At 52.8% G+C, this 16121-nt stretch carries 12 protein-coding genes; 7 read left to right on the forward strand and 5 right to left on the reverse strand.

Features of this window, described 5'->3' with window-relative positions; translation table 11 throughout:
* Positions 1–54 precede the first annotated feature (54 nt).
* From DPEP_RS06575 to DPEP_RS06585, 3 genes are all read left to right on the forward strand, one after another.
* Complete coding sequence (locus tag DPEP_RS06575; protein WP_005660681.1) at positions 55–1395, forward strand: sodium-dependent transporter; 1341 nt, start codon at positions 55–57, stop codon at positions 1393–1395.
* 27 nt (positions 1396–1422) lie between these two features.
* A complete protein-coding gene (locus DPEP_RS12825) occupies positions 1423–2187 on the forward strand; it encodes an ABC transporter substrate-binding protein (RefSeq protein ID WP_198003051.1) in 765 nt (254 codons plus the stop codon).
* A gap of 219 nt (positions 2188–2406) precedes the next feature.
* Entirely contained in the window at positions 2407–3939 is a 1533-nt protein-coding gene (locus DPEP_RS06585) for a glutamate synthase-related protein (protein ID WP_005660685.1), read from the forward strand.
* A 250-nt stretch (positions 3940–4189) separates the two neighbouring features.
* Here the strand turns inward: DPEP_RS06585 and DPEP_RS06590 are convergent, their stop codons facing one another.
* Both DPEP_RS06590 and DPEP_RS06595 read right to left on the reverse strand, forming a co-directional pair.
* Entirely contained in the window at positions 4190–6040 is a 1851-nt protein-coding gene (locus DPEP_RS06590) for a hypothetical protein (protein WP_005660687.1), read from the reverse strand.
* A 49-nt stretch (positions 6041–6089) separates the two neighbouring features.
* Entirely contained in the window at positions 6090–6599 is a 510-nt protein-coding gene (locus tag DPEP_RS06595) for a hypothetical protein (RefSeq protein WP_005660689.1), read from the reverse strand.
* A 208-nt stretch (positions 6600–6807) separates the two neighbouring features.
* Here DPEP_RS06595 and DPEP_RS06600 point away from each other — a divergent pair, with 208 nt between their 5' ends.
* From DPEP_RS06600 to DPEP_RS06615, 4 genes are all read left to right on the forward strand, one after another.
* The gene (locus DPEP_RS06600) at positions 6808–8445 is read left to right on the forward strand and encodes an ABC transporter substrate-binding protein (RefSeq protein WP_005660691.1); all 1638 of its coding nucleotides are present in this window, start codon (positions 6808–6810) and stop codon (positions 8443–8445) included.
* A 107-nt stretch (positions 8446–8552) separates the two neighbouring features.
* Entirely contained in the window at positions 8553–9983 is a 1431-nt protein-coding gene (locus tag DPEP_RS06605) for a leucyl aminopeptidase family protein (RefSeq protein ID WP_005660693.1), read from the forward strand.
* 433 nt (positions 9984–10416) lie between these two features.
* On the forward strand, positions 10417–12051 hold the full coding sequence (locus tag DPEP_RS06610; protein ID WP_005660695.1) for an ABC transporter substrate-binding protein: 1635 nt from the start codon (positions 10417–10419) through the stop codon (positions 12049–12051).
* Between the two features lie 89 nt (positions 12052–12140).
* The gene (locus DPEP_RS06615) at positions 12141–13295 is read left to right on the forward strand and encodes an amidohydrolase (protein WP_005660696.1); all 1155 of its coding nucleotides are present in this window, start codon (positions 12141–12143) and stop codon (positions 13293–13295) included.
* Positions 13296–13345: 50 nt separating this feature from the next.
* On the opposite strand, the gene DPEP_RS06620 is transcribed toward DPEP_RS06615, so the two are convergent.
* Genes DPEP_RS06620 through DPEP_RS06630 form a run of 3 tightly spaced genes read right to left on the reverse strand, consistent with a single transcriptional unit; the run spans position 13346 to position 15992 of the window.
* Positions 13346–14539: a M20 family metallopeptidase gene (locus DPEP_RS06620; RefSeq protein ID WP_005660699.1), complete on the reverse strand. Its 1194-nt coding sequence runs from the start codon at positions 14537–14539 to the stop codon at positions 13346–13348.
* Positions 14540–14567: 28 nt separating this feature from the next.
* On the reverse strand, positions 14568–15242 hold the full coding sequence (locus DPEP_RS06625) for a hypothetical protein (RefSeq protein ID WP_005660700.1): 675 nt from the start codon (positions 15240–15242) through the stop codon (positions 14568–14570).
* A gap of 12 nt (positions 15243–15254) precedes the next feature.
* Positions 15255–15992, reverse strand: coding sequence for a DUF5058 family protein (locus DPEP_RS06630; protein WP_005660701.1), 738 nt, complete (start codon positions 15990–15992; stop codon positions 15255–15257).
* Between the last annotated feature and the right edge of the window lie 129 nt (positions 15993–16121).

Here is a 16121-nt window from a genome sequence, read left to right on the forward strand (position 1 = left end):
TACACTTCTTGTGTGAGTAGTCTGACTAAATTTCTATCATAAGGAGGCGTTATCGTGAAGGATGAATCGTCCAGGGGCGAATGGAGCAGTAAGATAGGTTTTGTTCTTGCCGCCGCAGGTTCCGCCATAGGGTTGGGAAGTATCTGGAGGTTTCCCTATATCGCGGGACAATCGGGAGGAGCCGCTTTCGTGGCGGTCTATCTCGTCCTTGTTTTTTCGATCGGGATCTCCCTGATGATGGCGGAGATAGTCATAGGCAAAAAGGGAAAGCTGAACGCCGTAGGTTCCTTCGGGAAACTGGGCGGACGGAGGTGGTCGCTGGTCGGTTGGGGAGGCGTCGTGGCGGCTTTCGTCATATTATCCTACTACGGTGTCATAGGAGGATGGACCATCGCCTATATCTTCAAGTCCTTTTTCGGGCTTATGGAGGTCACCGGTGCCGGCGAGGTAGCTAGGGTTTTCGAGGATTTCATATCCAGCGGGACTCAGATGGTCTTTTTCCAGTGTCTCTTTATGGGGGCGACCGTGTTCGTCGTTTTCCGAGGGGTCAGTGGAGGTATCGAGAGGCTCTGTACCTTCTGTATGCCAGCCTTGTTCGTCCTGATGCTGCTTTTGATAGGGAGGTCGGTTACTCTGCCGGGAGCCATGGAGGGTGTCGCCTTTTTCTTAAAGCCCGACTTCAGCAAGGTCACCGGAGAGGTCTTCCTTTCAGCTCTCGGGCAGGCTTTTTTTTCGCTCTCTCTCGGTATCGGGGCCATGATAATCTACGGCAGTTACCTTCCTGAGGATTCGGATATACCCAAGTCCAGTCTTCAGATCTGCCTTCTCACCTTTTTGATCTCCCTGATGGCCGGTCTGATAATATTTCCCTCACTCTTCGCCTTCGGGATGGAACCAGGGGCCGGGGCCGGACTTACCTTCATAACCTTGCCGGTGGTCTTCTCCAGGATGCCCGGAGGAGTGCTTTGGTCGGCGTTGTTCTTCGTCTTGTTTTTCTTCGCGGCCCTGACATCGTCGGTATCCCTTCTCGAGGTGGCTGTGTCCTATCTCATCGACAGTCTAGGTTGGGCTAGGCGGAGGGCGACGATCTTCTTGGGGTGTCTCATAACTTTGGTCGGAATCCCTTCCGCCCTGTCTCAGGGGGCGGTGAGGATAAATGTTTTCGGACTTTCTTTTTTGGACGCAGCCGATTTTTTCGCCTCCAATCTGATAATGCCGATCGTCGGCTTTCTCATCTCCGTTTTTCTCGGTTGGGTCGTCCCCTCAGTCGCGGAAGAAGGCATCACCAACGAAGGTGCCAGGCCGTTTAGGGGAAAGAAGGTCTGGCTTTTCATCCTCCGTTTCGTGGCTCCGATATGTATCCTGGTCATCTTCGTGGCCGGGCTTAAATGGTAGTAGGGAGGGATATCGGCGATGTTCAATATGTTCAAAACGAGTGCTTCTGTGAGGTTTATATCCTCGGTTTTCTTGACGGTTTTTCTCTCCGCCTCCTGCGCTTGGGCCGGAGACAGACTGGACGATATAGTAAAACGGGGCGAGATGGTTGTGGCTGTCGGCGATTTCGAGAACGAGCCGTTTTTCTTCGTCGAGGATGGCGATCTCGTCGGTTTTGACGTCGATCTGGGCAGGATGATAGCAAAGGAGATCGGAGTGGACGTCCGCTTCGTCAGGGTTCCATGGGACGGTCTTATAGCTCTGGCCTGGTACAGCCGTTATCCTTGGAGTCGTTACGATATGGCGATCGCCAGCATAACCATAAGGCAGAGTCGAACCAGAGCCTGCGATTTCTCGGACTGGTATTTTTACACGGGACAGAAGCTTTTGGTCAGAGAGGAAGACGGTTACGAGACCCCTCTCGATCTGGAGGGAAAGACTATCGCGGTGATGGCCGGTTCCACCGGGTATGAGACGGCCAAGAGGGATCTGGCAGCCCAGACTGTGGTTATGGATAGTCCTCAGGAGACCGTGGATGCCCTGAGGGCTGGGAGGGTTGATGGTGCTCTCTCCGATGCCACCATAGTTATCGCTGCGGCTGAGAGGTACGACGGTCTGGTGGCTCTCGAGGGTATGGTTACCACCGAGAGATATGGAGTGGTGCTTCCCAAGGGGGAGGAAGATCTGAGGAAGGTGGTCGACTCCGTGGTGGTTGAGGCCCGGAGGATCCTCTACGATAAATGGTTTCGTTGAGGGACGTCGGGGCTCTCCTGTACGAAAGGGGCGACATCCTGTCGCCCCTTTCGTACCACACGACGGCAGCTAGAAAATACGGGCTCGAACGGACTCTGCCGAAACGATCTCTCCGAGGAGGGGCCTAGAGATTTTTCAAAACTACAATGTCAGGAGCAAATATTTTGTTTTTTTGCAGTATTATAGAAGGTGGTATAGCGTATTTTCAGGAGGTCGTCGTTGGGAGTTTTTATAGGGGGTATTATGATGTCCTTTTCACCTAGTTTGAGTTCCGGTTTTACGGCAGCGAGGAATAGAAGTAAGTTTATCTCTCCTCAATCTGGAATGTGTTCTTTATGTACGGAGGAATGTGCAGGAACTTGTGAGATCGCTCAGGCCGCGGTTTTAGGAAAGTTGTCTGTCTATCCGACGACTACAGGTTCCAATCAAATAGCGTCGGAAAAAGATTACCCTGTCGATTTTTCTCATTTTAATATAAACGGTCGGGCCTTCGGTGCGGTAGGGCTAGATCCAGATTGTGGGGACGCTGAGATATTCAAGGTTAACTTGGCTTCCGAATATGGCTATGACTATAAAATAAATCTTGAGTTGCCTATCGTTCTGCCCGCACTGGTTAAAATGAACTGGATGGATTACTTTGCCGGAGCTGCTATGTCAGGCGTTACCTGTATGGTAGGGGAAGATGCTAGAAATAAGGATTCCAGGCTTGAAATAGAGAAGGGTAAGATCACCTCGTTCCCCATGCTCAAGGAAATTCACGATAGTTTTTATAAATATTATAGGGGTTTCGGTCAGATGGTGCTTCAGTGTAACGTAGACGACCATCTTATGGGAGTTCCCGAGATAGCTCTCGATAAATACGGTTTTGAGGCCCTGGAGTTTAAGTTTGGACAGGGTGCAAAGGGGACTCAGCCGGTTAATAGGCTTAAGGACTACGACGAGGCTGTGAGAAAAGTCGAGTGTGGGAGCCTTGTCATGCCAGACCCATTTGATCCTGAAATACTGGCTCTTAGAGAAAAGGGTTGCTGTCCTAATTTCTACACATATGGCAGGCTCCCAATGTGGACCGAAGAGTCCATGGCAAAGAGAATTTCCGAGCTTCGTGCCATGGGTATGAGGAACGTTTACTTTAAGATGGCTGGCTTCGATCTTCCAGATATAGAACGGGTTATCAACATGGCCATTGAAAACAGAGTAGACATGATAACCTTTGACGGTGCTGGTGGCGGATCGGGTTACAGCCCTTCAAAGATGATGAATGAATGGTCTCTACCGACGATTCTACTCGAAAAAGTTGTCGTTGATATCTGCTCAAAACTGGAAAAACAGGGCAAGATCCTTCCTGCCATGGTAATGACCGGTGGTTTTGCCAGTGAAGATCAGCTTTTCAAGTCCCTTGCGTTTGGCGATGGATTTATAGACGGCATCGGTGTCTGTCGTGCCTCTATGGCAGCTGCCATGACTGGAAAGAAAGTTGGAGATGATATAAAGGCGGGCAATACGCCGGAGCTTTTCAAAAAGTTCGGTAACACCGTTAACGAGGTGTTCCATGATCTGGCGGACCTGAGGGCAATATACGGAAAGGAAGCGGATAGTTTTTCCACAGGAGCCGTTGGGGTTTTCTCCTATCTCAACAAGCTAGGTTGCGGTTTGAGACATTTTGCAGCCTTAAATCGCAAGTTTGATCTTAAATATCTGGATAGAAGCGACCTGATCCCTCTCACGTACTATGCAAGCGATCTAATGGATTAGATTTGTCTCTAGGTAACTTCTAAAAAACGCGAGTCCTCGGATAGGTCGTTTCGATAAAACCCGTTCGAGCTCCCGTCGTTTAGTACTAACGGAGTGACAGGACGTCGCCTTAAACCTGGGGGGCACAAGGGCGTGCCCCCCAAGGCGGTCCCGTACGAAACGGGCAGGTCGAATTAGACGTTCGGGCGAGACATGGTAGAGGCGAAAAGACCTCTCTGAGGAGGCTCGGATGTGAGTTATTGAGGATAACCTAACGGTCTCCCGATATGTTCCTGACTTTCTCTTCGCCGGAGATATCCGGTGATAGGACTATATCGGGAGATAGTGCGTCCTCCGATATAGCATCTCCCGGTCTCTTCGGCAGGGAGTCCTTCGAGATCGGTTTTTCCAATAGGGGAACGGGTGGAGCGGTGATGGTCTCCTCGGAGGAATCTTCTCGCTCTGCTGGCTCTTTCCTCATGGATCTGTCTCCGATACGGTAATAGACCAGCTCATATCGGCCGGTCTCCGGTCTATAGAAGGGGAAGGCCTTACCCAAGGCCAACCTTATGTCTCTGCCGATCCCATCGTCCGGAGGGATCAGCTCCCACTCGGAGGACACCTCGAAGAGCCGGTGGTTTATCTGGGCGTACAGTTTTTTCGGAAGTTCCGGGCCGTTAGGGATGCTGTATGTCTCGACGAGACGGTTCTTCTCGTCTACAGTTCCCTCCGGCAGGACCGCTATGGCGGTTGGTGAAAGAGACGTATTCCATCCCCTCTCGTCCCTCGACCACGAGACGTCTACATCCATGGAGCAGGGGTAGGAGAGCCAACCCGATGGTATCTCCATCCTGATGCAGCTTTCGTCGCTTTTCGCTATGGACAGGGTTAATTTGGACATCTCTCCGTCCAGCCACTCTCTGCACTTTTTCTGGTCACAGTAGGAGGCCAGCATGAGAATGTCTCCTGGAAGAACCCTGTAGTCCTCGATGAAATCCGCCATTACATCGGAGAAACCCCTTATGTCCTTGCTGTCCATAAGTATCCTTCCGAGAACGGCGCTGCAGAGGGAGACCTGTCTTCCGTTGTCGATGTTTCTGTAGAGATCCTCTCGGGCCTGGGGTATCATCCCCATCTCGCCCTCCAGGATGGAGGCGAAGAGATAGAACTGCCAATCGGTGGACGAGCAGTTAGCTCTCACAAGCTCCAGGTTTTTAAGCCTCTGGACCCTTTCTCTGGCATGAAGGAGGTAAAGTCTCTCGATCGCCGTCATGGCCAGAAGTGGGTCCTTTTTGAATAGGTCTCTGTATGTCTGGTGATACCGGTTGAAACAGTTCAGTCCGTAGTTGTCGTGGACTCTTCCTGCCTCTATCTCCGCCATTCCCGAGTAGAACCAGAAGGGGGGGAAGGCCTCGAAGGCTGGCTGGTCTTTGAGGAGTCTTCTGAGCTGTCTTGCCATGAGATCTGGATCGTACTCGTCTATCACCGCGACGAATCGATCCATCTCCTTCTCCATGATCCTCTCTTCCTCGCCTATCTGGTACTTTCCGAAGAGTTCCCAAGAGACCCTGAGCATCTCCTTTCGCAGCTCCGTCAGTTTTCTGAGCTGCCCCTCCGTAAGCTTTATCTTTCCACGCAATATAGCGGCGTATTCGTCCCGGTTTTTGCGATAGTCGTACCATGGGGCTCCTAGACGGGGTATCTGTTGCCTTATAGAGTCCAGGATGTCTTCGGATCCGGATAGGTTCCCGTAGATCCGTTCCCTGGTCTTGGCGGAGAAGGCGGCTTTGACCTGTTCGTCGAGCCTGTCTGTCTTCGTCCTGTCGACCAGCTTTCCTAGAGCTTCTATCACCTCTATCAACTGTTCGTCTTTGATGACCGCTAGATCCAAATTTCCCGCCAGTATCTCGTATTGTCGGGCCAGTACGAGGGCGTCCTCGGTCTGTATAGCCTCGGATAGTCCGAAATCTATGTAGTTCAGAAACTGGAATACCCTCAGCGCGTCGGCGTGCTCCTTGTTCCAGGGGAGGACGATCGCCTCCGCTTTCGGCTGAAAGGTGCAGGTCGTCCCCAGTATCGCCAACGAGATGGCGACGATGAAACCGATAGCTCCCTTTCTCATGGTAGCACCTCCTGATTCCAAAAAAGGAGGGGACGGATCCCCTCCCCGTCTATTCCACCTCTTCGCTTCGTTCCGTGTCGGTCTCCGTCACGGTATCGTCGCTTTCGGTCTTGGCCGATAGAGACGGGTGGAAGACTTTTTTCATCAGAGGTATTAACCCCGATTCCGCCTTGGCGACCTCCTGTTCGGCCTCCTTTATCACGCTCTCCCAGGCGGTGGCGAATCCCGGGGTCCTGGCGTACATCAGGTGGACCGCCTTGTCGTAGACGTAGAGGGTCTTAAGCTCGGCTCTCTTCGGCTTTTGGGAGAGGGTGGCCAGGGTCATCTCCATGTTGGCCAGTTTCTTCTTCATCTCCTCGTTTTCCCTGATGTACTGGGCGTTGTTCTGAGCCGAGGTGGATATCTGGGCGTTTAGACCGTCCTTGAGTTTGTTGACTTCCTTGTTGAGTTTTCCGTTTTTCACTATCCCCTGTAGCCAGGCGATGGCGGCCACGGCCAGGCCCAACACCAAGCCCTGCACGAAGGGGTTGTTTACCAGTAGATCGGTTAAGCTTTGCATAGAAAATCCTCCTCGAACTGATTTCCACGGCTCAAGCCGTATACCGACTCATTATACTTTCCCTGTCGGGCTCTGTCATGAGATTGGGTGTATTTATTTTTAGCAATATATTGACAGAGGTGGTATTATGAAAATGAACGGTTAAGCCTCAGCCGTTTCGTAATATGCTTAGGTATCGAGGCTATCATATCAGGAGGTGTTTTGGCGAATGAAGAAAATATGTGCTTTGTTGGCTCTCGGTGTCGTCCTGGCTTTCTGTCTTTCCGGGGTCTCCCTGGCGGCGGAGAAGCCCGTTTATGGCGGGACTCTGGTATGGCGTCTGGTCAACGATCCTCCCAAGATGGATCCGGCTTTTTCAACCGATACTACGTCCAGTCGTGCCCTCAACATGGTTTGTCAGGGGCTCGTAGGGTACCATCCCGACGGAGAAGGAGTCCTTCCGGAGATAGCGGAAAGCTGGGATGTCAACGACGACGCCACGGTGTGGACTTTCCATCTCCGCAAGGGAGTCAAGTTCCACAAAACCTGCGAGGGGCAGCCCACCGCCAACGGCGGCAGGGAGGTCACAGCTCATGACTTCAAGTATTCCCTTGAGCGTCTCGTGAAGGAGAACTCCCCCAGGGCTTATTTCGTCGAGCAGATAAAGGGCTATCAGGATTTCACCGATGGCAAGGCGGACGAATGGGTCGGCATAGAGGCCGTAGACGACTATACCCTTCGTTTTACCCTCGACTATTCCTTCGCTCCCTTCCTGTCCATACTTGCCTATAACTCATTCACCGTCGTCCCCAAGGAGGACGCCGAGAAGTGGGGCAAGGACTTCAACTTCCACCTCGTAGGATCCGGTCCCTTCATGCTGGAGAAGTGGGATCACGACAACGAGGTCGTCCTGGTCAGAAACCCCGATTATTGGAAGAAGGACGCCGAAGGCAACAGCCTTCCCTATCTGGATAAGATCGTCTACAGGGTCATTCCCGACAACAGCGTGGCCTATCTGGAGTTCAAGAAGGGCAATATCGACATCCTCCAGGACGTCCCAGACGAGTTCTACGAGGAGATCAAGGGCTCTTACTCCGAGAGCGGTCAGTTCCAGGAGAGGGCTCACATGGGAACCTACTACTACGGTTTCAACAACGCCGAGGAGCCCTTCAAGAGCAACAAGAAGCTTCGTCAGGCTCTCAACTACGCCGTCAACCGTGAGGGGATCAGCGAGCTGGTCATCAACGGACGTTACGGCCCCGCCAAGGGAATACTGCCTCCCGGAATGCCCGGTTACAACCCGAACATAAAGGGCTACGAGTACAACCCGGAGAAGGCCAAGCAGCTTCTCAAGGAAGCCGGATATCCCGACGGTATAGAACTTACCCTCATGTATAACAACAACCCCAGACATAGATCCATCGCCGAGGCTATACAGGCTCAGGTGTCGGAGCTGGGGATAAAGCTGAACCTGAAGGTTCAGGACTGGGGAACCCATCTGGACGCCTGTTCCAGAGGCGAGTTCGAGATGTTCAGGATGGCCTGGGTCGTCGACTATCCCGACCCGGACAACTTCCTTTTCGTGCTGCTCGACTCCTCAAACATAGGCTCCAAGGGTAACTACTCCCGCTACAGCAACCCCCAGGTGGACGAGTGGCTCAGGGCCGCCCGTTCCGAGACGAACTGGGATAAGAGGGTCGAGCTTTACCAGAAGGCGGAACAGCAGATAGTGGACGACGCCCCGTGGATCTTCCTCTTCCACTACACCACCAGCCTGGTACACGGCGCCGACGTCGAGAACGTCTACCTTCCGGCCATGGGAGACTATACCACCGATCTCACCGAGGTATGGATGGAGAAGAAGTAACCCAATCTTCGATCGGGAAAACGGAGAGGTCCTCCTTCAGGGGGGCCTCTCTTTTGGTTTTTTGGTGCTATACTCGTTAATGGATACATTTTTCGGAGGTGATATCGATGGATATAGCGGTTTTCAGTGGTGAACTCCCCGCCGTGAGGGCGGTGGCGGTTTTGTGTTTTGACGATGGAATCTCGGAGGACGTGCTGGATGGAGCTCCGACCAGGGCGATGGCCCATTTCGAAGGCAAGGGTAAAAAGGGCGAGTTCCTTCGTTATCCCTTGGAGGGAGAGGTAAGGGATCTCTTCCTCGTCGGTCTGGGGAAGAGGGACGAATGCGGTCTTGGGAACTACAGAAACGCAGTGTCCGATGCCGTGAGGAAGGTTGGGGCCATGGGAATCTCCGAGTTGGCCTTCGTCCTTCCGGTGACTCCCGACGAGGCGATCAGCTCCGCCGTGGCGGAAGGAGCCGTTTTGGGGAACTATCGTTTCGACCGTTTTCGTTCTCCCAAGGAAGAGGAGCGTTCCGTATCGGTCGATACCCTGTATCTCAAGGATGGACAGAGATCTGGACTCGACAGGGGGATCGTCCTAGGCGAGGCTCAGGCTGCCTCGAGAGATCTGGCAAATCGCCCCGGAAACGACGTGATCCCGGAGACGATGGCCGACGAGGCCGTGAGAATCGCGAAAAAACACGGTATGGAGTGCGATGTCTGGGACGAAGACCGCATCCAGGAGGAAAGGATGTCGGCTCTGTGGCACGTCGGGAAAGGGTCGGAGAACAAGCCTCGCTTTATCCACATGGTCTATCGTCCCGCAGGAAAGCCTCGTCGAAAGGTGGCCTTGGTGGGCAAGGGAATAACCTTCGACAGCGGTGGCCTCTGCATAAAAGGGCGGACCGGCATCAGGACGATGAAATGCGACAAGACCGGAGGTTGCAACGTCCTGGCGATAATGGAGGCGGTGGGCCGGCTTAAGCCGGACATCGAGGTCCACGGAATAGTGGGAGCGGCGGAGAACATGCCCGATGGGGCCTCCTACCGCCCGGACGATATAGTGAGGGCCAGAAACGGTAAGACTATCGAGATAGTCAACACCGACGCCGAGGGCAGGGTAACCTTGGCGGACAGTCTATCTTTCGCCTCCGAGCTGGAGGTTGATGCGATAATCGACATGGCGACCCTCACCGGTGCCGCCGTGACTGCCCTCGGGAACTATACTGCAGGTCTAATATGCGACTTCGACGACCTGAGCCGTCAGGTGATGTCGGCATCCGAGAGGGCTGGGGAGAGGTTCCACCGTTTCGCAATGGACGACGAGAAGCTAAGGGAGCAGATCGATTCTCCCGTCGCGGATGTCCTTAACTCCGGCGGTCCCGGTGGCGGCATGATAACGGCTGGCATGTTCCTCAGGGAGTTTGTGAGCCCCGAGATACCCTGGGCCCACATGGACATAGCCGGGGTGGACTTCTACGAGAAAGCCTTCGATTGCTACGGCAAGGGAGCCACCGCCTTCGGGGTCAGAACCTGTCTGGAGTTTCTCTTGAGTTAAAAGAGTAAGTTAAAGAGAGCTCCTCTATCTTTCGGAAGTTCGTAGGCTCTTTTTGGGATGCCTCTAAAAACTCAATTTTCGAGTATTCTCGGAGAGGTGATCTCACTTGTCTTTGTCTCGTCCGAGCGTATTTTGACCTGCCTGTTTTGAACAGACCATCTCGGAGGGGTCGGTTCTGTGCCCTCGCGGCTTGGAGAGACGTTCTGTCGTCCCATTTGTAATACACGACGGCAACTCGTAAATACGGGCTCGAGCGGTCTTCGCCGAAACGACCTCTCCGAGAAGTAACGTTTTTAAATATGCCCCAAAGACTGTCTTTCGAAAACTTTATATGATCGGAAAAATACGACGCTAGCTCCTTGGATTTACTTAGTAGATGTGATAACGTGTCCAATTATCACCATATTTTTTCACCAGGGAGGTATTTTATACCATGAAGAGAATTGTCGTTTTGGTTGTTTTAGCCTGCGCCCTTGTGTTCATCTTTGATTCTGTATCGGTTGCTGAGACTGTCGATAGGTACGGAGGAACCCTAAAATGGAGGATAGTTGCCGATCCGCCTAGGCCCGATCCAGCTCAAGCTACCGACACGACCTCGACCATGGTCATATTCAAGTACGCTGAGGGGCTGGTCAAGACCGATCCAGACACCATGGAAATCCTTCCTAGCTTGGCAGAGAGCTGGGAAGTCAATGACGACGCAACGCGGTGGACTTTTCACCTTCGCAAGGGAGTTCATTTTCAAAAAGAGGCCGGTGGAGAACCCACGTTAAACGGCGGCAGGGAGATGGTGGCCTCTGACGTCAAGTACTCTTTCGAACGTCATTTAAAGATGAATTCTCCCAGAATGACCAGACTTGAGTCCATACTTGGTTATCAGGATTTCCTTGACGGCAAATCGGATAGCTGGGAAGGTATAGATGTTCTGGACGACCATACGGTGAAATTCACCCTGTCCAAGCCTTTCGTGCCGTTTCTCATAAACCTGACTCAGGCCTATTTCGTCATAGTCCCAAGGGAGGACTGCGAAAAGTGGGGAAAGGATTTCGTCTTTCATCCCGTAGGGACAGGTCCCTTTGCCTTCAAAAGCTGGGTCCATGATAGCAAATACATCATGAAGCGAAACCCCGATTACTGGCGTAAGGATGAAGAAGGAGGGAGTCTACCCTATTTAGATGGAGTCGAATACGTCGTAATTCCGGATAATGCCATAGCCTATATGGAGTTCAAAAAGGCTAATTTGGATGTCTTGCCAGATATACCGGATGCCTTTTACGAAAAAGTCAAGGGGAACTACAAACCCAAGGGGCTTATGGTTGAAAAGCCTTGGACCGGAGTGTATTACTATGGGTTCAACCTCATGAGGCCTCCTTTTGGAGATAATCCTACCCTTAGAAGAGCCTTGAATTACGCCATAGACAGAGAAGCTCTTAACGATCTTGTTATAAACGGTCGTTACGTGCCATCCGATGGTGTAACCCCTCCTGGGTTCTTTCCGTACGAAAAGCCTATAAAAGGTTATAGCTACGATCCTAAAAAAGCAAAGGCGCTTCTTGCCGAGGCAGGTTATGCCGATGGATTCAAGACCGTTCTCCAGATCAACAATGATCAGAGACACAGATCGTTGGGAGAGGCTATTCAGGCTCAGATGAGAGATATCGGAGTGGATATGAGCATAAGGGTAGTAGATTGGGGAGTCCATCTGGATACTCTGGCCAGAGGTGAATTCGAGATATTCCGACTTGGTTGGATTGCGTCACCGGATCCGGACAGTTTCCTCTACGACCTTCTTCATTCTTCCAATTGTGGTGGAAAGGGCAATAGAGCACGCTACAAGAACGATAAGGTGGACGACCTTCTGGAGAGGGCCAGGGCCGAGACCGATCCTAAGGCCAGGATGGCCCTCTACAACGAGGCAGAGCAGATCATAGTCGACGACGCTCCGTGGCTTTTCCTGTTCAACTACACGTCCAGCATGGCCTGGAACGACAGTGTAAAAGGGCTAGTCCTCCACAGTGCTGGACCCGATACTTGCGATCTCTCGGTCGTATGGAAGAGCTCTAAGTAATCAGTTGTCCGTTTTACAATAAATCAAAAGGACAGGGCCGGTGATCTTCTCCGGTCCTGTCCTTTAGTGTGAAAGGTGGTTTTTATATTATGAAGGCTATAGTCAACGCAACGGTTATAACGGTCTCTGGGGAGGACCTCGTCGGATCCACGGTTATCCTTAAGGACGGAAAGATCCAATCGGTGGGAGCTACGGAGATCCCGTATGGGACCGAGATCATTGACGGAATGGGGAAGTTTCTCTCACCTGGACTGATCGACGCTCATACCCATCTTGGTGTTTCCACCGAGGGCTCCCCTGCGGAGTTCTACGATCACAACGATCGTTCTTCATCGGTTCTGCCTGAACTCAGGATAGTGGACTCGCTATACCCTGGAGATCCCGGTTTCGAGGAGGCCAGGATGGGGGGTGTGACCACGGTTCAGAGCCTTCCTGGAAGTGCCGACGTGGTCGGTGGAACGGGGGCCGTCATAAAGACGGTCGGAAACGTCGTGGATCGGATGATCGTAGTTGCTCCCTCCTCTATGAAGGCCGCGTTAGGCGAGAACCCCATAAGGACCTTCCAGGGAAAAAACGGCCTCCCCTCCACCAGGATGGGATGCGCTGCATGCCTGAGGAAGGCACTGGCTGACGCTCAGTCCTACATTTTGGACAGGTCTGATAAGGAGGCTGACAGCAAGCCGTTCAAGAGGGACCTGGCCATGGAGCAGATGGCTCTAGTTATAGAGGGCAAGATCCCTTTAAGCGTACACGCCCACAGGGCCGACGACATCTGCACCGCCATAAGGGTGGCGGAGGAGTTTAAGGTTCCCTACACGATCGAACACTGCACTGAGGGCCATTTAATAAAGGACTTCTTGGCTGAGAAATCTGTGAAGGCCGCAATTGGGCCGCTGAACACGTCCCGAAGGAAGATGGAGCTGGCCAACAGAAGTTGGGAGCTCCCTATCACTCTGGAGAAGCAGGGGGTGCATTTCTGTATTATCACCGATCATCCTGTGATACCGATATCCGACTTGATCCTTGAGACATCCCTGGCGGTCAGGGCCGGGCTGGGGATTAAGACCGCCATGAGGGCCATCACCTTAAGCGCCGCGGAGCATCTAGGCATAGACCACATGGTTGGGTCCATTGAGGAGGGCAAAGACGGCGATCTGGTGCTCTGGAGCGGCCATCCTCTGGAGTTTAACTCCAAGGTGGAGATGACCTTTATAGACGGAAAAACCGTATATAGTCGAGAGTGATAAGGAGAGGCGGTCCTTAAGGACCGCCTCTCCTTATCACTCTTTTCCCGTTAGCTCAGTTGTTCCGCAGCCCAGAGGGCTATCAGCTTTGTCGCCTCAACGATAGAGGCCGTGTCCGACCTCTCGTTGGGCTGATGTGCCATTGTTGGATCCCCTGGTCCGAAAATGACAACCGGAAGGCCGCAGTGGGGCCCGAAAATGGATGCGTCGGTGTAGAACGCCACCGCCTTTTTTACGGGGGATACGGACAGAAGCTGCTCCACCTGGTTTGCAAGGGATTCTACCGCAGGGTCCCCTTTGTCTATCTCGTATGGAGCGCGGTCGTTCAGCACTTTGATCGAGATATCAAGCCCTGGCCTGTCTCGCATCAGCTGATTCGCCCAATCGCTCATCTCCTTCAGAAGCTCCTGATGGTCCTGTCCTGGGATGGTCCTTATGTCCACGCTGGCTGTGGCCAGATCCGGTATCACGTTGGTTCCTACACCTCCCGACATCAGGTTTACGCTGGCCGTAGAGGGACCGAGGTCCTGGTGAGGCTGACTCTGGAACTCGACCCATCTGGATCTGAGCTTCCACATAAAATCGCACAATCCCTCCAGGGCGTTTACCCCGCACTGTGGCATCGATCCGTGGGCGGTCTTTCCCTTCGCCGTTACTGTGATCCAGAAACAGCCCTTCTCCGCGGTGTAGATCTCCAGGTTGGTGGGCTCTGCGATGAGGACCGTCCCTATATCCTTTACCGAGTCCGATGAGGCTATGGCTCTGGCTCCCATGCTTACAGTCTCCTCGCTGGAGGACAGTGCCAGCGTAAGGGGCCCCTTCAGTGCCATTCCCGATGCAGCGAGGGCGGCGGTCGCGTATGTCATCGCTGCGTCTCCAGCCTTCATGTCGGAGGCTCCTCTGCCGTAGATGTAGCCTCCTTCCACCTTGCCTGAGAAAGGATCCCTGTCCCATGTGATCTCGCCTGGCGGAACCGTGTCTAGATGGCCGTTTAACATGATCCCTGGAACGTCCTTGGCTTTGCCCACCGTTGCTACCACGCTCCGATAGTTATCGCCGTGGTCCAATATCTCGCACTCCAGCCCTAGCGACCTGATCTCCCTTGCCGCCACGTCGGCCACCTCCCTCTCGTCTCCAGGAGGGTTTACCGAGTTGGCCTTTATCAGCCGTGACGTGAAATCAAGGATCTTGTTGGTATTGCTGTCCACGAAGTCTATTATGGATCGCCTGATATCGTCTCTCATGGTGATGCTCCTTTCGGTCTTTCGCGCTCTAGATCAGCTTCTTAACGTACAGGAGCCTCCCTATGGCTATGGTCCCGAATATTGACATTACTATAACCACCCATGTTTGGGTAAAAAACCCTATTCCGCTCCAATATAGCCCTAGAGGTATGGCTATTCCCGGTATTGCCAGTACCGGATATTTTAGGGCGAACTGACCGAAAACCGCCCCGAATATGGCCGCCACGGTGTATTTCTTGAAGGCCAGGGCTATGGCAGGAGGGAACGCCGCAAGCAGAGCAGTACCAGCCAACGCCGCTAATGTAACGAAAAACAGGTTTGTCACCACCGATCCGGTAAGCCCCAACGTGGAGATTATCTCAGCCTCTGGAGTTCCGGGCTCTACACCAACCACGTCCTGGGCCACGGCGGAGCATGGTACTCTCAGGTTTCCTATATTGCCGGTCAGGAAAGATATATAGGTCCCAGTCAGTCCCAGTATCGGAAAGTATGACACTGGTTCTACTATGTAAAATGCACCGAACATGGAGATTATCATAGCCCAGCTTTTCATGGCTACGGTCATCGAGGGAAAGGCTCCATGGACCAGATAGAGGTAAACGCACGGTAAAAATGTGAGGGCCGCTGTTAGCAAAACGGTGAAACGGCCTATCCTGATGGCCGGTGCCCTCCAAAGGGAGTCAAATACGTTTTTATTGCTCATTTTCCTTGCCTCCTATACCATGACCACGGCAAAGGCCATTCCTATCAGCATAGCTATGCCGAGGGTGTATTCTTTTAGCCAGGTGTGCTTCTCGGCGACCTTGAGCAGGATCATCATGGAGATCAGGCCTCCTACGGCGGCGTAGAGGGGGCCGCCCGCTCCCTCTATCTGTGCTGACGCGGATAGCTGATCTATTCCAGTCTTTATGTTGCCTGCGTTGAGAAAACCGAAGCATCCCAAAGAGGCCGCACCGGAGAGGATCGCCAGCCATTTGGTGTCCCCTCCTCCGACTCTCTCCCTCAATGCCTCCAGTTTATGGGTGAACAACCCAACAAACAGGAGCCATCCGACCCCGTTTATGGTCATGGTCCACCAGGATGTGGCCAGAGCTGTAAGGTCGTAGGATGACGAACCGAACTCGACCCCGTATGCCTGGGATCCTACCGTAGCCGCTGTCAGCTCGGTCGGTGCTGCTCCGATTATCGATAGCCTAAGCCAGGTTATAGGTGCTCCTACTACCGACATCATCCCGACCATTACGATGAAGACCGCTATGGAAGGACCTATGGCTGATATGCTTCCCGATCTGAGTCCTTTTACGCAGAGATCCCTCGAAAAACCGACCTGGTCAGCTGTTTTAAAGGCTAATCGAATGTATAATAAAGATTGAATCAAAGCTATTAGCACTATAAGCACAGCTATCGCCCACACTACGCCGCTGTTGGCTATCCTTAGAACTTCCGCTGGCAAGATGAATCCCTCCTCCTATTTTTATCCAGATCCCCTAGAACCCTCCGGATGTCCATATGATAGGGTTCAATATGATAAGGGTCATCCTATATAAAGGACGAAAAAAAGCCTATATTTAGAGCTTAATTG

The organism is Dethiosulfovibrio peptidovorans DSM 11002, assembly GCF_000172975.1.
GTDB lineage: Bacteria > Synergistota > Synergistia > Synergistales > Dethiosulfovibrionaceae > Dethiosulfovibrio > Dethiosulfovibrio peptidovorans.